Consider the following 21,714-nt stretch of genomic DNA (forward strand, 5'->3'; position numbering starts at 1 on the left):
CATTTTCTTTACTTGTTTTCGTAAATGGTTTTCACTTCTGTATCGCTTATCGATTCGACGACCTTAAATGATGGCTTAAACAATTCTTTCTCAGGAAGCTTCTGATAATCTCTTTCCATAAATCCTCTTCTCATCTTATCGAAATACTTTTGCCCCTTATATTTGATTTCCATTAAATCAAGATTGGGGATTTTTTGATCCTTCATGACTACTTTTCCATTTATGATGGATAATTTAACGTCTCTTCCTGATCCGCTTACGAACATGGTTCGAATGGGATCATCGATTACACCCATATGATAACTGTCCAAATCAATCGCAATGATATCCGCCTTGGCCCCTGCTGCAATGCGGCCAAGATCGTTCCTGCCAAGAAAAGCCGCCGCATCAAGAGTGGCTGACCGAAAGAAATCGGCAAATGCAGAGCCTTCCGCTTCTCTTTCCACCATCCGTGAGAGCATGCTGCCTGTCCTGACGTTCTGAAACATATCCGGAGGGAAGGTGTCCGTTCCAAGCGCGATATTTATCCCTGCCCTTTTATATTTAGCGAATGATTCCAACGCCTCCCCATGCCTCCCGATAATCAGAGGGCAATGAATCACTGTTGTATTCGTTTCTCTTAGCAGCGCCAAGTCATCCCCCTGTCCATATTTCGCTCCACTGTATCCTGAAACAAAATGGGCATGCGGTATCCCTGTTCTTGGACCCAGAAAGCCAAGGTCGTACAAATATCTGATCGGTGTGACACGATAAGCTTCCCATATGGTATTGAATTCAAAACTTCCTTGTGCAGCATGGAGCTTTATCGGTACATCCAATTTTTCACTGTAATATTTGATCTGTTTTAATTGCTCTGCAGTTTGAGACTCTATACGTTCTGGAGCGAGCATCCCTCTGACCATGCCTCCATGGGCTCCATCGAATTTTTCTACAAACTCCACCGCTTTCCGCAATCCCGCTTCCCCGGCCTTTTCATCCCAATGCAGTTTTATATTTCCGTTAGGCTCGACGACTCTCATTCCTGATTGGAAACTTGGTCCCAGGTAAATCCTTAACCCCAATTCAGCTGCATGTTTTGCCGCAGCTGCCAATTCTTCATAGGTTTCGGCCCAGCTTTTATAAAAAACGGAAGTGATGGGCATGGCCGTCGTCACACCATGAAGAATGAGTTGTGAATAAGCATATAAAGATTTAAAGGATTCTTCTTCCTCGTTCATTAATTCGGGATGTCCGCTTTGTATATGATTCTCTGACCAGAGAAGGTTTTTCTGTCTGTTGGAACCGGCTTCAAAATGTAAAATATCATGGTCAATGTCCCCTAATGCATTTAAATCGATGAACCCGGGACTGATAATGGCGTTACCGGCATCCATTACCTCGTCCACTTCTTCCGGATAATTTTTTCCGACATACAGAATCGTGTCTTTTTCATAAACGATCTCTGCATTTTCCAAAATGACATGATCGCACCCGTCATACCCAATTACATATCTTCCTTTAAGCTTGGTTTTCATCTTATTCCCCTTTCCTCATTGAGGCACCGTCTTCTCGTTCGTCATATCTTTTTTCATCTACATATGCCCTGGCATGTCCCCAGAAATATTTCGTCGGCTGCATATACTTTTCGAGCCCGGCACGCTTTATCGTTGAAAAGGCCTCTTCATTCGCTTCGTTCAGCACTGTACTTTCATGAACCGTCCGTACATTCCTCCCTTCCATGATCAATTTCCCATCCACGATGACATGCTCCACATCATTCGCCACTGCTTGGAAAACAAGCCGGTGAACATGCATGAATTCAGGGGTCAGATGAGGCTGATGCATGTTCACCGTAATGACATCCGCTTTTTTCCCGATCTCCAGGGAGCCTATTTCATCATCCCAGCCAATGCATTTCGCAGCATCTATCGTGATCATTTCCAACAGTTTACCTGGGGGTAAATAATAGTAGTCCCTAAGGGCTGCCTGGTGAACGAACTGCGTTTTCCTCATTGCCTGAAACATATCGAAACTTGTGGAAGGGGAAGTCCCATCAGTGGAGATCGCCACAGTTGCACCCATCTCCAATAATTCAGTTATCGGGGTGCGTGCATGAACCTGTCCAAATCCAGGTGATGCACTGACGTTGGTACCAGTTTCTGCCAGTATTCTTGCTTCATCGAAGGAAATGCCCCGACAATGCTGTAAATGGACATCCGGACCCAATAGGGCATTTTCCTTATCCTGTATCGCTAAATGAATCATCCCGCCAAAGGCATCGGAGTGTATCCTTGTGTTATATTTCCTGGCAATCTCCCTTATTTTCTTCGCTTGATAAAGATCATGATCATTCAGCCCATAAAGCCTGTCAGGTGATGTGGGATTGGAAGGATCAACGGATGTCACAATGACAAATGGTGTAATGAAGGCTCTCGTGCGGTCTTCATTCGCATGGTTCAGTGCCTCGATTACCGCTTCCGCCCCCTTCAATACTTCTTCATAGGAAACTTCCTTCACCACTCTCTTTCCGTCAATCCACCGGCTGAATGAATGGGGCCATGGAGGGTTGCAAGGACCCGTGCAAACCACTTCCCTGATTCCCACTTCGGCGTATGCTTTTGCATGATTGATGGCGAAAATCGGTTCATCGGATCGTGGCATGGATCCTAAAACGCTCACCCCGGTTGTCACTCCCGCCTTTAATCTCTCAAGGGAGGACAGCTTTCCTTCGTAATACCAAAAGTCATCCGTAACAAAATGCTTGTACGTATTTGTCATGATGGGCATCCAAAAATCAATATTCTCCATTGCAATCGTTTTGAACATGGAATGTCCCCCATGACCATGAACATCTATTAATCCGGGCAATATACACTGATGGCTGCAATCAATGACTTTTACAGCCTCATACTTCAATTTCAGTTTTTCGGTTGAATCAACGGCTAAAATCCTTCCTTGATTAATGGCGATGGCGCCATCCTGCAGAATTCTCCTGTTTTGATCCATGGTTATCACGGTTCCATGGATTAGCAGTAAATCTATCATATTTCCCCTCCTAATTGAGAAGACAGCATAACATCCTTATGCTGCCTCCCTTTTTTGATGATTTCCCTACTTCACGGTTACGTCATCAAGCATTAAATAATTTGCTGGATTCAGCCAAAGCCCTTTAACCGTCCCACCATATACCGCCAAATGTTCATAGTTACGGATAGGAACATATGGAACTTCTTCCCTCTCAATTTCCTGTGCCTTCGAATATAGTTCCTTACGTTTATCTCCATCCGATTCTTTACGTGCACTTTCAATCAATTTGTCCACTTCCGGGTTGCTATAGAATGAACTGTTTCCAGCAGCACCTTGGGATTTGCTATCAAAAAGATTGAATTGGTTATAATCTCCATCCCCGGTAGCATTGCCCCAGCCGCCTATCGATACCTGGTGCTCGCCTTTAGCGGTCGCATCAATGTAAGCCCCATACTCAAGGACTTGAATCTTGACCTTGATTCCAATTCCTTTTAACTGGGATTGAATCACCTCGGCCATATTAATCCTTTCCTTACGGTCACTCGTCGTCAATGTAAACTCCAAGCCATCCTTGACCCCTGCCTCAGTCAAGAGCTTCTTCGATTCATTAATATCATAGTCGTAGCCTTTTATATCCGGATCATAGCCAAACACTTTTGGGCTCATTGTCGAATTTGCCCTCGTACCGACATCGTTATAAACCCCTTTAATAATCGAATCGACCTCGATGGCATGAGCGACCGCTTTACGGACACGTACATCATCGAAAGGTTTTTTCTTAACATTGAAGCTTAGGTATTCAACCGCAAGTCCCTCCGTGCGATATAAATTCATCGTGTCCGATGCTTCGATCCTATCAATCTCAGTCACTGGCACTTGATCGGTCACATGTGCTTCACCGGTTTCAATCATCGCAATCCTCGTGGCATCTTCAGGGACAACCTTGAATACTACGCCATCAATCTTCGGTTCATCCCCCCAGTATTCCTCGTTTTTCGAAAGTGCGATCTCTTCACCTGGCTTCCACGATTTAAAAACGAATGGCCCTGTCCCAACCGGGTTTTGACCTAGCTTGTCACTATGTTCCTTAATCGCTTTAGGGCTGATGATGCTTCCTTCATTACTCACTAAAATCGATAACAGCGGTGCATAAGGATATTTCAGCTTGAATTGTACGGTCGTTTCGTCAACCACTTTAATTTCTTTGATCATTTCCAATTTACCAGCCTGCGGAGAAGCTGTTGCCGGATCAAGTATCCTGTCGAAATTGGTTTTCACCGCTTCGGCATTGAATGGAGCTCCATCATGGAATTTGACCCCCTCTTGCAATTTAAATTCCCAAGTGACATCATCCAGTTGTTTCCACTCTTTTGCCAGCAGCGGTTTAGGATCCATGTTTTTATCAGGAACGACCAACGTTTGATAAACCTTTTCATAAACGACGTTTGCTGATGGAATGTCTGTTATGAAATGAGGATCCAGGATGGTCGCGTCAGATAATCTCGCGACGATCAGTGTACCTCCTTCTTTCGCTTTTCCTTCCGGTTCCTTGCTGCCGGTTTGATCTGCTGCACACCCAGATAAAACGGATGAGATGCCTAATAACGATGCAAACAGTAACCCCATCATACTTTTTCTCATTCTATTTCCTCCTTTTTCAACCTGCCTTTGTTTTCTCCAAGTAACTTTCAGCTATGAGTACATCGGGCTTACTTCAAATTATAAAAAAAAACTGAATTTTATATTTTCAGAATCTTTACACATTTTTTAATTATCTTTACTGCTTTTCCGCATCATATTTACTTCAATACCTATTTTGAATAAATTTAATGAAAGAAAAGGAGGAAGTGCAATGAAGCCAGAGATTGTCATTAATAATACCGAATTGAAGGTAAACGAAAAAAAATCTCCAAAACTAAGCCACTGGAAAGCCTTTTATAAAAAATTCAAGAGAAATAAACTGGCATTGATAGGCGGATATATCGTACTTTTTTATATTTTATTGGCTATCTTTGCACCTTTGATTTCACCGCAGGATCCCTATGAAATTGATTTAGTCAACAAACTCCAGCCTCCGTCGGCCGAACATTGGATGGGTACGGATGATAAAGGAAGGGATATTTTAAGCAGATTATTATATGGAACCCGGCTTTCATTAACCGTTGGATTTGTCTCTGTATTCTTCGGGGCTTTCATTGGCATTCTGCTAGGGTTAACGGCTGGTTATTACGGAAAATGGATCGATACCGTCATTATGAGGATTGTCGATGTTCTGCTGGCTTTCCCGGGAATATTGCTCGCACTTGCCATCATTAGTGCCCTTGGCCCAAGTTTAATCAATGTAATGGTAGCGGTCGGTGTCTTTTCCATACCCATGTTTGCCCGAATTGTCCGCGGCTCCACACTGTCAGTCAGGAAGCTTGAATATATCGATGCCATTCGTGCATTGGGAGCCACTGACTTCACGATCATAACCAAGCACATTTTTCCGAATATTCTATCACCTGTCATCGTTCAAGCTACATTACGTCTGGCAACAGCCATTCTATCGGCAGCAGGATTATCATTCCTGGGGCTCGGAGCCCAGCCTCCCTCACCGGAATGGGGAGCCATGTTGAGCAGCGGTCGGGATTATTTGTTCAGCGCCCCTCACATCGCTTTGTTTCCCGGATTAGCCATATCAACACTGGTACTCGGTTTCAATGTCTTCGGGGATGGACTTAGAGATGCCCTGGATCCAAGAATGAAAAAATAAGGAGGAGAGAAAATGTTCGTATTTATAATCCGACGGGTCTTTCAAACCATACCGGTTTTACTAGGAGTAAGTCTTGTTGTTTTCCTCATCATGCAAATGGTCCCTGGAGATCCGGCAACACTGCTTGCAGGTGAAGGAGCGACTAAAGAAACGATTGAATCACTGCGACATGAGCTTGGCTTGGATCGCCCAATCCTTTATCAATACGTCGACTATATCATTCATGCCGTTCAAGGAGACTTTGGGGAATCACTCCGCAGCAGCCGGCCTGTTTTGGATGAAATCATGGTCCGCTTGCCAATCACCCTTGAACTGGCACTCGCCAGCATTTTCATAACCGTTGTCCTTGGTATGCTTGCAGGGATCATCTCGGCAACCAAGCAATACTCGGCAGCTGACATTTCCATCATGATCGTTGCTTTACTGGGAATCTCTTTACCTAGTTTTTGGCTGGGTCTGATGCTTATCTACTTCTTTTCCGTAAACCTTCATTGGTTTCCGGTTTCAGGTTGGGGAACCATCAGGCACATGATTCTGCCAGCGATAACCCTTGGGGCCGGCGGAGCGGCCATAGTTGCCAGGATGACCAGGTCGAGCATGCTCGAAGTCGTTCGCCAGGACTACATCCGGACAGCAAGAGCCAAGGGATTAAAAGAATATGTCATCATTTATAAACATGGCCTGAAAAATGCGCTTATCCCCGTCATTACAGTCGTTGGCCTCCAGTTCGGTGCACTCCTCGGCGGTACTGTATTGACAGAGTCCGTTTTTGCCATCAATGGACTTGGGAGATTGATAGTCGATGCAATCAGAACGAGGGATTTACCAATGGTTCAGGGCGGGGTCCTTATCGCTTCCGTTATCTTCGTATTCATGAATTTGGCAGTGGATGTCCTCTATCGATACTTTAACAAAAGAATAGATTTGAATTAAGGAGGTATGATGATGAAACAGGTTGATGATAAAATACTGGAGGTAAAAAATCTGCAGACCCACTTTTTCACTGACGAAGGCACGAGTAAAGCGGTCGACGGAATCAGTTTCTCCCTAAATAAAGGGGAAACCCTTGGAATCGTCGGGGAGTCGGGAAGCGGCAAAAGTATAACATCCTTATCATTGTTAAGGCTTATTCCATCGCCACCCGGAAAGATTGCCGGGGGCAGCATCCTTTTTAAAGGGGAGGATCTGCTTACGAAGACTGAAAAACAGATGCGGTCCATACGCGGCAATGAAATTTCGATGATATTCCAGGAACCGATGACATCATTGAATCCCGTATATTCAGCAGGTGAGCAAATTGCAGAAGCGATCCGGCTCCATCAAAATCTCGGAAAAAAAGAAGCATGGGACAAAGCGGTCGACATGCTTCGGCTCGTCGGAATCCCCTCACCTGAAAAAAGGGCAAAACAGGAGCCGCATGAGCTAAGCGGCGGAATGAGGCAAAGGGTCATGATTGCCATGGCACTTGCCTGTCACCCTGAGGTTTTAATAGCCGATGAACCTACTACAGCATTGGATGTGACGATCCAGGCCCAAATCCTGGAGCTGATTAAGACGCTGCAAAAGGATTTCGGGACGGCTGTCATTTTGATCACTCATGATTTGGGTGTCGTATATGAAACCTGTGATCGGGTTGCTGTCATGTACGCAGGAAAAATCGTTGAATACACATTGGCCAAGGAAATATTCACAAATCCTAAACATCCTTACACTATCGGTTTATTAAACTCCCTTCCGCGTCTGGACATGGACCAGGAAGAATTGACTACAATTCCCGGGACTGTTCCGAGTCCTTACAATATGCCTAAGGGCTGCAGCTTTGCCCCCCGCTGTGCACATGCGAAGAGCATTTGTGAACAAGCCGTACCGGATCTACAAGCGACCGGCCCAAGCACCGAGGTCAGCTGTTGGATGTTCACCCCCCAATGGGAGAAGGAATATGACACTCAAGAGAAGGTAGGGGTTTAATGATGGGTGTACCAGTTGCAGAGAAAAAGGTTCTGCTTGAAGTGGATCAATTGAAACAATATTTTCCGATCAAGGGTGGGTTTTTCGGAAGAACCGTCAATCATGTAAAAGCCGTTGATGATATCAGCTTCCATATCTATCAGGGTGAAACCTTAAGCATAGTTGGCGAATCCGGCTGCGGAAAATCGACTACCGGAAGGGCGATCCTTCGATTGGATGAACCTACAAGCGGGAGTATACATTTTCAGGATAGGGATTTACTGAGTTTAGGAAAAAAGGAAATGAGGAGCACCAGGAAGGACTTGCAAGTTATTTTCCAAGATCCATTTGCCTCTCTTAACCCCAGACAGACCATAGGGAAAATTCTCGGAGAAGCCTTAGCCATACAAAATGTAGTGCCTAAAGAAAAACGAAAGAGCAGGATTGAAGAATTATTGGGACATGTCGGGCTGAGACCTGAATCCATGGAAAGATATCCGCACGAATTCAGCGGCGGCCAGAGACAGCGGATCGGCATTGCACGGGCCCTTGCAGTGGACCCAAAATTGATCATATGCGACGAAGCCGTATCTGCACTCGATGTCTCCATTCAAGCACAAGTACTGAATTTATTAAAATCGTTACAGCGACAGTTCGACCTTACCTTTCTTTTCATATCACATGATTTGGGTGTGGTCAGACATATCTCGGATCGTGTAATGGTCATGTATCTCGGAAAGATAGTCGAAATAGCCGATAAAAAGTCCATTTTCGAGCAGCCGCAGCATCCATATACGAGAGCATTGCTATCTGCCATCCCAGTACCGAATCCAGTGAATGAAAGGGAACGGATCCTATTGACGGGTGATGTCCCCTCACCCATCGATCCTCCAAGCGGCTGCCGCTTCCATACACGATGTCCTTTTGCATTGGACATCTGTAAAACAGAGGCACCCGAACTAAAATTATCTGAACAGAATCATCAAGTGGCTTGTCACATTGTGTCATAAGTTGTAGATTTCCCAAGGGGTCTTTAGTATGATACTAATAAACAGAATAATTAAAGTTATATAAAAATATAACCAGTAGAGGTTCTCCATGCTTAGTTACGAAGGATTCACGTTAATTATCATGCTCTTCATATTAGCTCCCATCATGGGAGCTATCGCTCTTTTATTTCTATTCATATTCGAGAAGCGGATCGATCTCCTTGAAAATAAAAACAAAGAGATACGTCTGGAGCAAGCACTTCAAGAAGCACAATATAATAAATTGAACCAGCAAATCCAGCCTCACTTTTTGTTTAATACACTAAATGTCATTTTGGGCTTGGCCCGCCTGAACAGGACGGCTGAACTGATAAGGGCCTTAGAGGCATTTTCGCAATTCTTGAAATTCAAATATAAAGCAACTGAACCATTAATCCCCCTTTCCCAGGAAATTCAGTATACTCAGCATTATCTCGACATCCAAACCCTTCGCTTTGGCGATCGCCTTAAGATCGATATGGAGTGCCCAGACCCATTATCAATTGCAATGGTACCCCCTTTCATTCTCCAGACTTTAGTGGAGAATTCGTTTAAACACGGCTTGGAAAAAAAAGTGGGGGAAGCCCTTCTGCATATCCGGTTCCATCAGGATTCACAGATGGTGTATCTCGAAGTGATGGATAATGGATTAATGGGACATTCCGTTACAAACGAAGGCGGCCATGGACTGGATAATATCCAAAAGCGTTTATATTTGTATTTCAATGACCGTGCACAATTGAATATATCTTCTAATGAATCTGGAACAAAGGTAGAGGTATCATGGCCACTGGTTCATGATAAGAAAATGGAGGAGGCGGCGCCGGAATGAATGTATTATTAGTTGATGACGAACCATTGGTCCTTGAACAAATGGAATATATGATTCAGTCCATATACCCTTTTTGGAAGTTTCATAAAGCTGCTGATGCCTGTCAGGCACTGACCCTCACCCAAAACTTTAAAATAAACCTCGCTTTCCTGGATATCAATCTCCCGGGGCGATCGGGTCTTGAATTTGGTGAAGACCTAAGGGCACTGAACAAAGAAGTGGAAATCATCATGGTAACCGCACATCAAAGTTTCGATTATGCCCAGCAATCCATTAGGATAGGCGTAGTTGATTATTTAACGAAACCTGTAATTGAAAGCGATTTGCATAAAGTGCTATCCAGGTATGATAAAAGGGAGTCTTCTCATAACTACTCAACCCTGATTCACCATTCCCTTTCATTCATTCATGAAAATTATGCTGAAAAACTCTCCCTTTCGGACATCGCCCGTGAAGTGCATACAAACCCGACTTATTTAAGCAGGAAATTCCATGAAGAAGTCGGCACTTCCTTTTCGGAATATTTAATGCAATATAGAATAAAGGCAGCTAAAAGGGCCTTAACCAATAACACCAGTTGGAGCATATCAGACGTCGCTGAAAACTCGGGTTTCAATAGCCAGCATTATTTCAGCACTTTATTCCGGAAGATAGAGGGAATCACGCCCAAGGAGTTCCGCGAGAAAGGAAAATGAACATTGCGACCACGTACATTTCAAGAATACGTACAAGGCCCCATTCAAATTGGGATGGGGTTAGGGATCATCTCCCTCCTGGCACGCTGGGTGACGGGAACAACGATATTATCCTCCCCTGAATCGATGGTGAAGTATGGAGTTTTCGGAGGGATCGGCTATGCCCTGATGGGAGCGATCGCCCTGTTCATGTTCAGTTTCATCGGGAAGAGGGTCAGGCAGGATTTTCCCGTCGGTTTGACCATCGGGGACTATTTAAAAACCCGGCTTCATCCATTGGGATATTGGATATTGATCGTGATTCTGGTCATGACCAGCTTACACATTTTATTCATTCAGGGAATGGCCGCGTCCACCCTATTGCAGTTTCTTTTCGACACGCCGCTCTATGTCGGGCTGTTCTTCTTTTACGGTTTTTGTGTTCTTTTTGCTGGTTTCGGCGGGTTAAAGCTCATTCATCGATTCGCAGCTTTTCAAGTCGTCTTCATGTTTGCCGCCGTTATCTTAATTCCTTTATACTTTTTCGTCAAGGAAGGCATTCAGCCTGTTTATGATGGGATTCGTTTATACCATCCTTACATGCTGGTGATCAATAAGTATGATCTATGGAGTTTTCTTTTTGCAGGACTTCTTGTTGGATTCGGCCAGTTTTTCTTTGACCTGACATCATGGCAGCGATTATTTATGATGGAAATGAAAAAGGTTCGATTGACATTTTCTTTATCCGGCCTTATATGGATCATATTCCCGCTCTCGTTTTCATCCCTGTTCATAATGGTTATCTTTACGGGCGGATTCACTGATATACACTCGATTTTGGCTGGATTGGCAAACAAGATAACGACTCCATTCTTTTTCGTCCTTTTTGTGCTCTGTGCTTTCAGTGCAATCACCTCGACATTCGGTGCCTGCCTGCATTCATTGGTAAGCCTGATCGTCGCCAATATTCTTGAACCCTTCCAAACCCAAAAAAGCGACCAGCAAAAAATAAGGATGGCCTGCCTGCTTTCAGTCTGTATTGGTGGATTGATTTTCGTAGCTACGCTCTTCTATTCCCCAAACCTGTTAGAGCTCTTATTTTATTCAGGCAATGTATACTCAGCATTGCTGGCACCCATTCTGGTAATCGTATTCAGTAAAGGGAAAATCGCTGATTTCATACCGATAAGCGCGGTCTTGGCCATTGCCGCTTCATACATCATCCAGCCTTATGTAAGTGAATTCCAAAGCATATGGTTTAGCGGATTGGCTTCATTGACCATCATAGTGATTTGTACGATCCTTACGTTCATCAAGAACAAATGGAGATCCGTAATAACAAAACGGCATGTATGACGAAGGCCGACTCATTGTAGCAGGTGCACTGACCAAGTGAATATCACCAACCCCATTCAGTGTGAAGATCCTCATGAATGGGGTCCTCTATTAATCTCGTAAAAACTTAGCTATCCACCTTTTTGAAGTACCGATAAACCTTTTCTAGTTTTTGGGTTTGTTTCCCCTTCGGACTTTCCATATTACCGAATTCGAAAAACTTCACTTTTTTGATTCCGACAAAATTGAATAACGCTCTCTTCATCAATATTTTATGGGCATCATTCAACCAGAAAAGTGGATACTTTGCAGGGCCCTTCATCGTGGACACACATACGACCGACTTTCCTTTTAGAAGGCCTTCTGGTAACAGTCCCTTCTTATCCCTGTAGGCAAAATTCGCAGAAAATAATTGATCAATGTATCCCATGAGCATGGCAGGAGGCCTCCCCCACCAAATCGGATAGACAAAGACAATCTTGTCGGCCCAAGTAATCTGGTTTCTATATTTTTCAAGCTGAGGATCACGATGCATATCACGCCTTCGTTTATGCTCATTGAACTCCAAGAGTGGATTAAATCCCTCAGCATATAAATCCAACACCTGCAGCCCCTTTATGTTGGTGTTCTCCTTACTACCTATGATGACTTTTTGTAAAAAGGCATAGCTTAAACTCTTATGATTTGGATATGTGTAAATGACCAAAATGTTCATGAGGCCCCCCTATTTACTTATCATTTGATAACAATAATATAGCACTCCTTATTTTTTATTGTCAAATGATAATTGTATTTTGATAACACTTTTGTTATCTTCTCTGTAGAGGTGAAAGTTATGGACAAAAAAGCTCTTTTTGATAAATGGGTCTCATTTACAACTTCCGTACATCAAGTGACGCACGAATTAACACAACATGCTAAATCTGATTCGATCACGCCGGTTCAATATAATATTCTTGAATACATTACAGTCAGTCAGCCTGTCACTCCAAGTGAAATCAGTGACTGTCAGCATATTTCCATGCCTAACACGAGCCGTGAACTGAAAAAATTAAGCGAAAAGAATCTAATTGAAAAATTAAGTGATTCGGAAGATCGAAGGAAACAATACATCCGTCTCTCGAAAGAAGGGGAAATGATGATGAACGAAGCCTTTGCAATCGTGGAATCCCGTTTCCAAAGCCGACTGCAGCATGCAACGAAGGAAGACTTAGAGGATATTGAGCGTGCCATGGATATTCTTCACACAAAACTTTTTTACTAATGCATGAATACACAAAATAGGCTCCCGCGATTGAAGTTGACAACTGATCAACTTCAATCGCGGGAGCCTCTTCATTAATTCCATGCACGCATAAAACTAACTTATAATCAGGTACCGCAAAAGGTTCGGTAAGGTGTTGTTGACTCAGGTAGTGTCGAGTATTCAGCTTGTTCCTCGCCGTGTGCATAAGGATTTGAAAGAACCGCCAAAAGCCGTTCCATCACGCTGTAGTCCCCTTGCTCCACTGCCGCTTCCAATGCCTCTTCCACCCGGTGGTTCCTTGGGATAACCGCAGGATTGCTGTTCTGCATCAACTGATTCGAAGATTCCTTCGATTCCTTCTGCCTGCCTAGTCTCGCCTGCCAGAGCTCTTGCCACTGAGCGAATTCAGGTGTCCCGAAAAGGACCGTTTCCTCCATCGTATTAAAGGTCAAAGCACGGAAGGTATTGGTATAGTCGGCACCATGCTTTTTCATCATGCTGAGGATGCCATTAATAAGGGCTTCATCCTGTGTCTCTTCGTTGAATATCCCCAGTTTTGCTCTCATTCCCGCTACCCAATTAGCGTGATAAAGTTCATTGAAAACGGAAATCTTCTCTTGGGCCAGCGTAACGGCCTGGTCCTCATCATCATGCAACAGCGGCAAAAGGGATTCAGCGAATCGCGCAAGATTCCATCCCCCGATAACCGGCTGGTTGCCATAGGCATAACGGCCTTGAGTATCAATTGAACTGAATACTGTTGCAGGATCATAAGCATCCATGAAGGCGCAAGGGCCATAATCGATGGTTTCCCCGCTAATTGTCATGTTGTCGGTATTCATCACCCCATGAATGAAGCCTACCAGCTGCCATTGGGCAATAAGCTTGGCCTGACGCTTGATCACTTCCTGAAGGAGCGCAAGATAACGGCCTTCATCGGCTTCAATGTCTGGAAAATGACGCTTTATTGCATAGTCCGCAAGGGTCCGGAGTTCCTCGACCGTACCCCATTTTGCACCGAATTGAAAGGTTCCGACACGAAGATGACTCGAAGCCACACGGGTCATGATGGCACCAGGCAGCCCGGTTTCACGGATTACCGTTTCACCGGTCGTCACCACTGCCAGACTTCGGGTGGTAGGAATGCCGAGCCCGTGCATCGCTTCGCTGATGATGTATTCGCGCAGCATCGGTCCAAGTGCAGCCCGGCCATCGCCACCGCGGGAGTATGGCGTTCTTCCCGGACCCTTCAACTGGATATCATACCGCTCGCCTTGAGGCAAAATCTGCTCGCCAAGCAGTATCGCCCGGCCGTCGCCTAACATGTTAAAATGCCCGAATTGATGCCCCGCATAGGCTTGGGCAAGAGGCAAAGCACCTTCTGGAACCTCGTTGCCGGCAAACACCGCTACGCCATCATCGCTTTGCAGTTTTTGAACGTCCAAACCAAGGGATGCAGCCACACGATCATTGAGAATGATCAACTCCGGTGAACGTACAGGAGTCGGGTTCGTGCTCGTGAAAAATTTTTCCGGAAGACGGGCATAACTATTATCTAAATTCCATCCAGTTTCATTTGTCATGGTTTCTCCTTTTCTTGTTTTGACTTTATTGTATAAAGGTCTTTCTCTCATGATTCAATTAATAAACGTCATAAAACACAGGTGCAGTCCATTTTAATGTCTACTTCTGCCAATTAATTATACCGTCTCAGGATAAAAATGGCTCTTTTAAAGTCATGTAAAATCAATGGCGCCTTCCGGGATTTCATAAAACGCTTGTGTAAAGCGCCAATAACCTCCCTGTCCCTTAGAAATAATGAAAGCAGGTACCCTTACTAGGTTCCTGCTTAAGAATATCTTAGTCTATTCCCGTTTAAAATTGTGAAACTGTACAGCGTGATTATATGGATGAAACCCTCATTGGATTGAAGAAATTTGCGACACTCCTGCCGAATAACTGGCTAGACGAGACCCCACAGACGGTTGCTTTGATGCGGCTTGGCAGACAGCCGGCGGAAAGGGAGCGGATTTCTGAAATCAACTGGACCGTTTTTCAAAGAAAAAAACTGTAGGCAAACTCGCTTTCTTCGAATTTGTCTACAGTCTGAAACCTGCCGTTAAATCGGCAGGCTTTTTTATAGCATCTATGATTTTCACAAACAGGTGAACAGAAACTTGCCAATCGGGTGGAGGATTCATGTTTTCACCATGCCTCCCCCACCTTTTTCTATCTTCTTCCTTCCCGTTTCGTCTCCAACATCCCTCTCTAATCCAGGATATGCTTAATTCAGTAAAGTCAGGCTGATAAAGGCAATGCCAAATATACAGTACAGAATGAGGGTAAAGGGCTGGGGAAAAATAATATATACCATCATACTAATGATCATCAGCAGGATGCTGAAGGCATTTATCCTATCTCTCCACATACTCACCTTTGGTCAACTCCTTTTCCATTGCGTTCAAGCGTAAGGTACATTTTCATCGCATACTTCTTCCGGTGCTGCCTGGTCGGCTTTGAGGAAACGCCATAAAAATACTCCTCGCACAGTCAAAGCGAATATCAGCAAAAATAGAGTTACTTTCTTCATCCATCATTTCTATTTGTTATAATGGCTGTGTGCCTAATTTGTATTTTTTCATTTTTCGTTAGTAAGTAAGCGACTGATAATTTATAATTATAAGATTGAACCCACTAAACAGCCATGTAGCCAAAATGATAAATCCATGAAAATAATTTAAATATTCAGACTTTTAAGGGGTATGAAGTGAATGATCTATAAAACTTTCAAGGTTGTATTGAGGGCCTTGCACAAAGGTCAAACCGAGGAATTCGCCTATGTTTTTGAAGGAAAAAGCCTGCTGATTGGCCGTGCAAGCCAGCACTCCAAAGCTGATTTCAAGCTTTACAATGACTTCGTTTCCAGGGAACATTGCCGGATTTATATGGAGGAAGGACAGCTCTTCATTGAGGATTTGGCAAGCAAACACGGTACCTCGGTGAACGAGATGCCGCTCGTACCGGGCAATCCCTGTCTCATTGAACCGGGGGATTCCATTACTTTGATTAATGGATTGATTGAATTCATGATCTCCATCGACAATGATTTAACACGGGATTTCACGCCGTTGAACCCCGATATCATGCAAACCGTGGCTATCAATGAGCACCTTCAGACTGTGATCATCAATGAAGAAGCACCCATTAAAATGCCTACAAAGGAATTCAATTGCTTTAAGTTGCTTTATGAGAATTTGGACAACCTTATTTCGAAGGAAGAGATTGTCCAGCATGTATGGCCAGAGAGAATCGGTGATCCCGAGCAAATCGTGACGGCAGAAGAAATCGCTTCACTCCTGTACCGGGTACGGAAACGGTTAAATGGGCACTTCGCCATAAAAGCCGTCATTCAAAAGGGATATTATATGGAATCCATCCTTACATTCAATCTATCGGACTTATAATGACAATCATTCGAAGACATGAAAAAAAGCATTGCTGATTACAATGCTTTTTTTCATGCTTTAATAATTGGTTTAGTGTTTCATATATTGGAGATGGCCAGCCTGTAGCCTGAATCCACCCGTTTCATCGTAATGCTTTTATTTCTTTGGTAAGTCCAGATTAGTGAATTGATCGACTGGAACGACATCTTCTTCCATATCCATCACCTTCAGTACAACCCGGTCCCCTACATTCGTCAATACAACATCGGATAGCGCATTGACCCCAGGGTCCACTGAGAATCTCTTGGCATTACCCTCGACGATTAAATGAAATACATATCCATTTGGGAGATTGGCGTCGTTGATCCTTGTTACTTTCCCCTTTATTTCTTTCATCTCAAATCCTTTTTGTGGCGTTATACCGCTGACTTTCCCTAAAGATGCAATCAGTTTTTTATAATTCCGGAAAGCTTCGTCTTTCGTTTTCCCGAAGACCACTTGGGGATTATCGCTATTGGCGTAAACGATCGCCACACCTTGAAACTTGCTGCCCTTTGTAACTGGAATGACATAAGTGGGAGCACCGTATATCGTATAGAAAATTCCATTAGTGGCTTTCCAGCCTGGATATTTAGACAAAAATTCACTCGCATTGGCGTTGGATTTTGCTTCCTTTCCAGTTAGAACGGACGTGACACCTTTGTAGTACGTCATTTCACCGGTTTTGGCATTGAAAACACCGTAACCTACCAAGGTTTTGGAGTTTCCTTTTGATTTAGCCCTGGTAAAGTCCACTACATAAATCAATTCGCCTTTTTCGTTAAACGTAACCTGCATATTATCCTCATTAGGTATCAAGACATCTTTCTTCGGCCCAATCAGGGATTGGTTTTTCCACCCGTGAACATATTTCCCCCAGTAGGTCCAATATTCCAGGGCTGTTTCCAGCGTGAATGTTCGATCCACCCATTCAGGTTCTTTTCCTTTTGGGTAGTATTTCGTATCCCCCGTTTCCGGATTCACCAATACCACCCCGTCCACTACGGACCCGCTGCGGTATTTCAAATAATGTCCCACAGAAGCTACGAAGTAGGGCTTTCCATCTTCGTTCGGTTCCAAATATGAATCATGGATGATTTTATTCGGATAGGCCTTGCGGATGGTCCTTTCCAAATCATGATCGAGATACTGTGAGGGAGCATACAGCATCTTCCCTTTTACCGTACTTGCCCCTTTATCCGTCGATACGGCGGAAATCAGATTATAACCTGGCGTGTACTCCGCTTTCCCGGCTTTCAAAAATCCGGCCATTTCAATGGGTGAAGTATAAGCCAATTGATCATTTATATTCGTTAGTCGGTATTCGCCTTCAGTGAAATATGATGCATTTTCTATTTTATTAATCGCGGCATCGCCTTTTGCGTCTGCCATTTTCACTGTAACAAGCGGCATGGTTTTAATATCTTGAACTTCTTCCAGCTCATTTTTCTTATCGACCTTTGCCAAGCCATGCAGACCAGAGGCAAGAGTGATGGGGTAAAACAACATGATAACCCATGCTGCAATCAAAATGCCCCCTAACAAACTGTTGAAATGTACGTTCCATGGTGTTTTTGGTTTCTTCGCAGCTTCATTTTCCCTCCGATTTCGTCGGGTCATTAAAGATTCCCTGGCACTGTACACATACATTCTTGAATCAATGATGAGAATGAGCCCAAGAATGATGGCAAAACTCGAAAAGAATGCTGCGGCAGTAAGATCCACTAACATAATATCGATAACGAAAAATAATACGGCAGCAGAAACTAAAAGTCTCAGCACCTGTTCAATGAAAAAGGGTATATCCTTTTTGGTGATTGCGTTTGTCCATCTCTGCGGAATCAAGGAAAGTCCCAATATGGCAAATGGTATTTTCATTAAAATTCCTTTTAAGATGAAAACGAGTAGTGAAAGTATCATGGTTTTAAAAATCTCTCCTTGTCATATATGTTTCCATTTACCCAGTTTATCACTTTTGTGCAACAAATTTACTGTTTTCGAAATATATCGAAATAACATTTCTACCAAATCATAAAACTTATTTTTTCCAGCGATGCTACTTTTTCCGATTCATTGTTTATATAGACGGTGAAGTTCGTTCTTTTCGATGTAGATATACCAGATATTCGATAGGATCGAACCAAACCATTCGGGAGGGATGTAAATGAAAATGGAATTGGAAACGATACTCGATCAGAGATATGAGATGGGGCTCAACCCCCATTTGGCAAAAGCGATTGGCTTGCAAAAAGCTCTGATGCTGGTACATCTTCATTCATTGATTGAAGCTTATGGAGTGGAACGGGACGGGAGTGATTGGATTTGCCAGACTTATGAACAGTTGCAAAGGCAGATGCCCTTTTGGTCGAGGGGTACAGTCAAACGGACGATCCTTAATCTTGAAAAGGATGGATGCCTTGTTTCATGGAACTATAACAAATGGAAAATGAATAAAACGAAATGGTATAGCATTCGTTACGAATTAGCCATTGATATGTGTGATGACACAGATAGAACATCGCATTATCTTTGAAAAGTGACACTGCGTCATAGAAAAACCAAAGGGGACAAAACCGTATGATTTATGAAGAAACCTACCAATACCTATTAAGAAATGTATCTTCCACTGAATTCGATACGTGTTTGTACGCCTTGCTTCACAGTGATTGGGATGGGGTCATCCAGAGCCCGCTTCATATGATGGCCCGAGGAGTCGGGACAACAGAAAAGTACTTAAGGCAGATCATCAATAAATTCACCGCCCCTCAAGGATCACTAAAAGAAGTGTTTGTGCCTGTTCATCAGGGCGAAGACATTTTATATAAGTTTAACCTGGGGCCTGCAAGCAATCTTGGTTTTAACAGGAAGACGGACCGTTACTGCAAGAAATACCGTTTCTTTTATAGCGATGCTTTCAAAATCTTAACGATTCATGGAAAACGGCTGCTGCTGATGGGCGCTTTTCGAATGTCTGTTTTGAAGTCTGAAGAAGTACTATTCGATTATAGTGAAATTGTTCCTGATTCCAGCTCGCTCTTTACTAGGCAGCGCTTATTGGATGCAATCGATGCAGTCCATGACGCTTTAGGCCATTTAGTGAGGATTTCTTTTGCAAGCAGGGCTTTTTCAAAGAAAGAAGTTCTGGTATTCACCTTTACCGAAGGCGTCTTGGAGCAGTATAAGGAAAATCGGGCGGAAAGGACATTGTTGCGGAGAACGATTTTCAACTCTGGCTTCCTTGGGCATATCAATGATTCTGTATGCAGGGAATTGGAACGGATCGGCAAATATATTTTCCGTTCATTTCTACAAGAAGCGACAAATCCAGGGGTTTCCAATGATACCCAACAGGAACTTCTGAAATTAGCCCGTTTCGTCTATTCTCATTCCCTTAAGAAATTTGGCACGGCCCTTCCTGCCAATAAGCAGTTACTTCTGGCACCAAAACAAGCTTCTGCCTATTTAAGCAAGATCATTTATAACGAAACCCTGGAACAGATGGTGAAATTTTCCCACCAGGCGGAATCCATCAAAAGCTTGCTTGAACGTGTTCATTTTCATAGGGACATCTCCGAGAAAGCTCTAGGCCGGGAAGTGAATGATTTGGAAATGGCTGACCATATCGAACCCATTCTCCATAAATACCATCAGGCGGAATTCATCCGCAATGTACTGAACGGCTGGTGCGAGACATGGCTCATTTCCCGTGTGAAGACAGTGACCGAAGAACTGAGAGCAGAAGGAAAAAAGAAAAGAACGCATGATGATAAGCAGATTGCTGCCGAATATATGACACGCATTAGAAACGATACATATGGACAGTTGGACAGGCTGTTGACCTTGATCCTTAAATTCGGCAACCATGCAGTGGCCCCGTCTGCCCGGAATTCTCCCCTCACAAAGAAAAAGGAAATCCTCCAATCCTATTTCGCAATCCAAAAGGAGCGTCTGGATGTTCTCTCTATTTCCACTTGCTAACATTCACACAGAGCATTAAGTTTCGTGTGGTTCCCCATGCCTTTTCATATAGATTGTTCAAGAGAACGAATCCGTTCTCTTTTTTTTGCGGTCTTTGGGGTATGTGGATAACGAATGTCGACTGTGAATTGCAGAATGACGACTGTGGTTTGGGGATGGCACACTGTGGATTTCCCCTTTGAATTCGTGGGTTGCATATGAATCATGTGGATAAGGGAACTTGGTCAGCAGGTTGTTGTGACAGCAGACCCTACCCCCTGTAAGGGCAAGGGCATTTATAAATGAGTTATGCAAGGGTCTAAGAAAAAGGTCTATATAAAGGAACTGAAAAAGATTCTGATCATCAGTATGAACAAGGAGTTATGTGGCGGGCCCATTTAAGAAAGGAATGAAAAAAGGCCCCCATTTGAATGGATGACCCTCATACGTTTTTACGGTATTAATAATATCTTCCCCGTACTTTTCCGGCTTTCAAGAAGTCTATGTGCATCCGCCCCATTTTCCAACGAAAAAAGAGTCGGTTTTTCAATGAGGATTTTCCCTGACATGATCCATTCAAACAACTCTGCGGTCCTTCTTTTCCGTTCTTCATGGGTAGTCAAGACGTTCCAGAGGTCTCCACCTATCAATGCTTTCGATGTATCCATCAACATTCTCGGATCGATTTTCTCTGGATCTCCGCCCGCCATTCCAAAGAAAACGACCGTTCCACCAGTCTTGGTCGCCTCGAAACTATCCAGCAAGGTTTGTCCTACTGATTCATAAACGACATTAACGCCTTTCCCGCCGGTCACATCCTTAATGGAATTCACCCAGTCGGATCCGTAAAGGAAAACATGATCGGCACCCGCTTGTTTGGCAACAGACGCTTTATCATTTGATGAAGTCAAGCCAATGACCTGACCGCCCTTCATCCTGATCATCTGTGTCAGTAATTGACCGACTCCGCCTGCAGCTGCATGGACCAGAATGGTTTCCCCTTCTTTTACTGGATAACTGTCATGAGTTAAATATTGGGCAGTCAATCCTTGAAGTAAAACGGAAGCGGCCGTTTCAAAGGAAATGCCCTCAGGCAGCGGTAGCAGTTTATCCGCTGGAACTGAAACCAGCTCCGCATTGGCATGGGGAACATCAGCAAATCCGACACGATCACCTGCTTTCACATGATGAACATCTTCCCCGACATATTCGATGACCCCCGCCCCTTCATAACCTAGAATAAATGGAGGATCACCCACCAAGTGATAATTCCCTTTCCTTCTATATACATCAGCAAAATTCAATCCGATTGCTTTCATTCGAACGATCACGGTTGATTTTGAATGTTCAGGTTCTGCAATTTCCCTTACAGACAGGACTTCCGGTCCGCCGAAATTATCAAAGACAAGTGCTTTCATCATCCTAACTCCCTTCAATGGTTCTTTACAT

Annotated in this window: 20 protein-coding genes; 12 read left to right on the forward strand and 8 right to left on the reverse strand. The window is 43.8% G+C overall.

Annotation, left to right across the window (positions count from 1 at the left end; genetic code table 11):
* Positions 1-8: 8 nt before the first annotated feature.
* The 3 genes from ABIE66_RS22635 to ABIE66_RS22645 form a co-directional block, all read right to left on the reverse strand.
* The gene (locus tag ABIE66_RS22635; protein ID WP_370016382.1) at positions 9-1,514 is read right to left on the reverse strand and encodes an amidohydrolase family protein; all 1,506 of its coding nucleotides are present in this window, start codon (positions 1,512-1,514) and stop codon (positions 9-11) included.
* Between the two features lies 1 nt (position 1,515).
* The gene (locus tag ABIE66_RS22640) at positions 1,516-3,024 is read right to left on the reverse strand and encodes an amidohydrolase family protein (RefSeq protein ID WP_370016383.1); all 1,509 of its coding nucleotides are present in this window, start codon (positions 3,022-3,024) and stop codon (positions 1,516-1,518) included.
* A gap of 66 nt (positions 3,025-3,090) precedes the next feature.
* A complete protein-coding gene (locus tag ABIE66_RS22645) occupies positions 3,091-4,647 on the reverse strand; it encodes a glutathione ABC transporter substrate-binding protein (protein WP_289326434.1) in 1,557 nt (518 codons plus the stop codon).
* A 211-nt stretch (positions 4,648-4,858) separates the two neighbouring features.
* On the opposite strand from ABIE66_RS22645, the gene nikC reads away from it, so the two are divergent.
* The 7 genes from nikC (at position 4,859) to ABIE66_RS22680 (ending at position 11,598) form a co-directional block, all read left to right on the forward strand.
* On the forward strand, positions 4,859-5,761 hold the full coding sequence (gene nikC / locus ABIE66_RS22650) for a nickel transporter permease (RefSeq protein WP_289326435.1): 903 nt from the start codon (positions 4,859-4,861) through the stop codon (positions 5,759-5,761).
* 12 nt (positions 5,762-5,773) lie between these two features.
* Positions 5,774-6,694, forward strand: coding sequence for a nickel ABC transporter permease (gene nikB, locus ABIE66_RS22655; protein WP_289326436.1), 921 nt, complete (start codon positions 5,774-5,776; stop codon positions 6,692-6,694).
* 12 nt (positions 6,695-6,706) lie between these two features.
* Positions 6,707-7,729 carry an ABC transporter ATP-binding protein gene (locus ABIE66_RS22660; RefSeq protein WP_370016384.1) on the forward strand — a complete coding sequence of 341 codons (1,023 nt, stop codon included), beginning with the start codon at positions 6,707-6,709 and terminating at the stop codon, positions 7,727-7,729.
* Positions 7,730-7,731: 2 nt separating this feature from the next.
* Entirely contained in the window at positions 7,732-8,718 is a 987-nt protein-coding gene (locus tag ABIE66_RS22665) for an ABC transporter ATP-binding protein (RefSeq protein WP_370016385.1), read from the forward strand.
* A gap of 88 nt (positions 8,719-8,806) precedes the next feature.
* Positions 8,807-9,568 (forward strand): sensor histidine kinase, encoded by a 762-nt coding sequence (locus tag ABIE66_RS22670; RefSeq protein ID WP_289314936.1) that lies wholly within the window; start codon positions 8,807-8,809, stop codon positions 9,566-9,568.
* Positions 9,565-10,263 carry an AraC family transcriptional regulator gene (locus tag ABIE66_RS22675; protein ID WP_289314935.1) on the forward strand — a complete coding sequence of 233 codons (699 nt, stop codon included), beginning with the start codon at positions 9,565-9,567 and terminating at the stop codon, positions 10,261-10,263. The genes ABIE66_RS22670 and ABIE66_RS22675 overlap by 4 nt, the downstream gene beginning before the upstream one ends.
* A 3-nt stretch (positions 10,264-10,266) precedes the next feature.
* Positions 10,267-11,598 carry an SLC5/6 family protein gene (locus tag ABIE66_RS22680; RefSeq protein ID WP_289326440.1) on the forward strand — a complete coding sequence of 444 codons (1,332 nt, stop codon included), beginning with the start codon at positions 10,267-10,269 and terminating at the stop codon, positions 11,596-11,598.
* Between the two features lie 106 nt (positions 11,599-11,704).
* Here ABIE66_RS22680 and ABIE66_RS22685 read toward each other — a convergent pair whose 3' ends face one another.
* Positions 11,705-12,292: an NAD(P)H-dependent oxidoreductase gene (locus ABIE66_RS22685; RefSeq protein WP_289326442.1), complete on the reverse strand. Its 588-nt coding sequence runs from the start codon at positions 12,290-12,292 to the stop codon at positions 11,705-11,707.
* Between the two features lie 120 nt (positions 12,293-12,412).
* Between ABIE66_RS22685 and ABIE66_RS22690 the strand changes: the two genes are divergently transcribed.
* Positions 12,413-12,841 (forward strand): MarR family winged helix-turn-helix transcriptional regulator, encoded by a 429-nt coding sequence (locus ABIE66_RS22690; protein ID WP_370016386.1) that lies wholly within the window; start codon positions 12,413-12,415, stop codon positions 12,839-12,841.
* Between the two features lie 107 nt (positions 12,842-12,948).
* On the opposite strand, the gene ABIE66_RS22695 is transcribed toward ABIE66_RS22690, so the two are convergent.
* The gene (locus tag ABIE66_RS22695) at positions 12,949-14,406 is read right to left on the reverse strand and encodes a protein adenylyltransferase SelO (protein ID WP_370016387.1); all 1,458 of its coding nucleotides are present in this window, start codon (positions 14,404-14,406) and stop codon (positions 12,949-12,951) included.
* 323 nt (positions 14,407-14,729) lie between these two features.
* Between ABIE66_RS22695 and ABIE66_RS22700 the strand changes: the two genes are divergently transcribed.
* Complete coding sequence (locus ABIE66_RS22700) at positions 14,730-14,897, forward strand: hypothetical protein (RefSeq protein WP_370016388.1); 168 nt, start codon at positions 14,730-14,732, stop codon at positions 14,895-14,897.
* 387 nt (positions 14,898-15,284) lie between these two features.
* On the opposite strand, the gene ABIE66_RS22705 is transcribed toward ABIE66_RS22700, so the two are convergent.
* The gene (locus tag ABIE66_RS22705; RefSeq protein WP_370016389.1) at positions 15,285-15,413 is read right to left on the reverse strand and encodes a hypothetical protein; all 129 of its coding nucleotides are present in this window, start codon (positions 15,411-15,413) and stop codon (positions 15,285-15,287) included.
* Positions 15,414-15,594: 181 nt separating this feature from the next.
* Between ABIE66_RS22705 and ABIE66_RS22710 the strand changes: the two genes are divergently transcribed.
* Positions 15,595-16,287, forward strand: a complete 693-nt coding sequence (locus tag ABIE66_RS22710; protein ID WP_289326446.1) for an FHA domain-containing protein — start codon at positions 15,595-15,597, stop codon at positions 16,285-16,287.
* Between the two features lie 138 nt (positions 16,288-16,425).
* Here ABIE66_RS22710 and ABIE66_RS22715 read toward each other — a convergent pair whose 3' ends face one another.
* Positions 16,426-18,228: a hypothetical protein gene (locus tag ABIE66_RS22715; RefSeq protein ID WP_370016390.1), complete on the reverse strand. Its 1,803-nt coding sequence runs from the start codon at positions 18,226-18,228 to the stop codon at positions 16,426-16,428.
* A 244-nt stretch (positions 18,229-18,472) separates the two neighbouring features.
* Here ABIE66_RS22715 and ABIE66_RS22720 point away from each other — a divergent pair, with 244 nt between their 5' ends.
* Positions 18,473-18,841 carry a hypothetical protein gene (locus ABIE66_RS22720; RefSeq protein ID WP_370016391.1) on the forward strand — a complete coding sequence of 123 codons (369 nt, stop codon included), beginning with the start codon at positions 18,473-18,475 and terminating at the stop codon, positions 18,839-18,841.
* Between the two features lie 44 nt (positions 18,842-18,885).
* Positions 18,886-20,286, forward strand: a complete 1,401-nt coding sequence (locus ABIE66_RS22725) for a hypothetical protein (protein WP_370016392.1) — start codon at positions 18,886-18,888, stop codon at positions 20,284-20,286.
* A 431-nt stretch (positions 20,287-20,717) separates the two neighbouring features.
* Here the strand turns inward: ABIE66_RS22725 and ABIE66_RS22730 are convergent, their stop codons facing one another.
* Complete coding sequence (locus tag ABIE66_RS22730) at positions 20,718-21,683, reverse strand: quinone oxidoreductase family protein (protein WP_370016393.1); 966 nt, start codon at positions 21,681-21,683, stop codon at positions 20,718-20,720.
* Positions 21,684-21,714: the final 31 nt, after the last annotated feature.

The sequence above is a fragment of the Peribacillus sp. B2I2 genome (assembly GCF_041261685.1).
Taxonomy (GTDB): Bacteria; Bacillota; Bacilli; order Bacillales; family DSM-1321; genus Peribacillus.

Coding starts and splice junctions, on each gene's coding strand:
- ABIE66_RS22640 (WP_370016383.1), bottom strand. CDS start 3,024: ATGATAGATTTACTGCTAATCCATGGAACCGTGATAACCATGGATCAA.
- ABIE66_RS22730 (WP_370016393.1), bottom strand. CDS start 21,683: ATGAAAGCACTTGTCTTTGATAATTTCGGCGGACCGGAAGTCCTGTCT.
- nikC (WP_289326435.1), top strand. CDS start 4,859: ATGAAGCCAGAGATTGTCATTAATAATACCGAATTGAAGGTAAACGAA.
- ABIE66_RS22715 (WP_370016390.1), bottom strand. CDS start 18,228: ATGATACTTTCACTACTCGTTTTCATCTTAAAAGGAATTTTAATGAAA.
- ABIE66_RS22720 (WP_370016391.1), top strand. CDS start 18,473: ATGAAAATGGAATTGGAAACGATACTCGATCAGAGATATGAGATGGGG.
- ABIE66_RS22690 (WP_370016386.1), top strand. CDS start 12,413: ATGGACAAAAAAGCTCTTTTTGATAAATGGGTCTCATTTACAACTTCC.
- ABIE66_RS22705 (WP_370016389.1), bottom strand. CDS start 15,413: ATGAAGAAAGTAACTCTATTTTTGCTGATATTCGCTTTGACTGTGCGA.
- nikB (WP_289326436.1), top strand. CDS start 5,774: ATGTTCGTATTTATAATCCGACGGGTCTTTCAAACCATACCGGTTTTA.
- ABIE66_RS22670 (WP_289314936.1), top strand. CDS start 8,807: ATGCTTAGTTACGAAGGATTCACGTTAATTATCATGCTCTTCATATTA.
- ABIE66_RS22695 (WP_370016387.1), bottom strand. CDS start 14,406: ATGACAAATGAAACTGGATGGAATTTAGATAATAGTTATGCCCGTCTT.
- ABIE66_RS22660 (WP_370016384.1), top strand. CDS start 6,707: ATGAAACAGGTTGATGATAAAATACTGGAGGTAAAAAATCTGCAGACC.
- ABIE66_RS22710 (WP_289326446.1), top strand. CDS start 15,595: ATGATCTATAAAACTTTCAAGGTTGTATTGAGGGCCTTGCACAAAGGT.
- ABIE66_RS22675 (WP_289314935.1), top strand. CDS start 9,565: ATGAATGTATTATTAGTTGATGACGAACCATTGGTCCTTGAACAAATG.
- ABIE66_RS22685 (WP_289326442.1), bottom strand. CDS start 12,292: ATGAACATTTTGGTCATTTACACATATCCAAATCATAAGAGTTTAAGC.
- ABIE66_RS22665 (WP_370016385.1), top strand. CDS start 7,732: ATGGGTGTACCAGTTGCAGAGAAAAAGGTTCTGCTTGAAGTGGATCAA.
- ABIE66_RS22725 (WP_370016392.1), top strand. CDS start 18,886: ATGATTTATGAAGAAACCTACCAATACCTATTAAGAAATGTATCTTCC.
- ABIE66_RS22635 (WP_370016382.1), bottom strand. CDS start 1,514: ATGAAAACCAAGCTTAAAGGAAGATATGTAATTGGGTATGACGGGTGC.
- ABIE66_RS22645 (WP_289326434.1), bottom strand. CDS start 4,647: ATGAGAAAAAGTATGATGGGGTTACTGTTTGCATCGTTATTAGGCATC.
- ABIE66_RS22700 (WP_370016388.1), top strand. CDS start 14,730: ATGGATGAAACCCTCATTGGATTGAAGAAATTTGCGACACTCCTGCCG.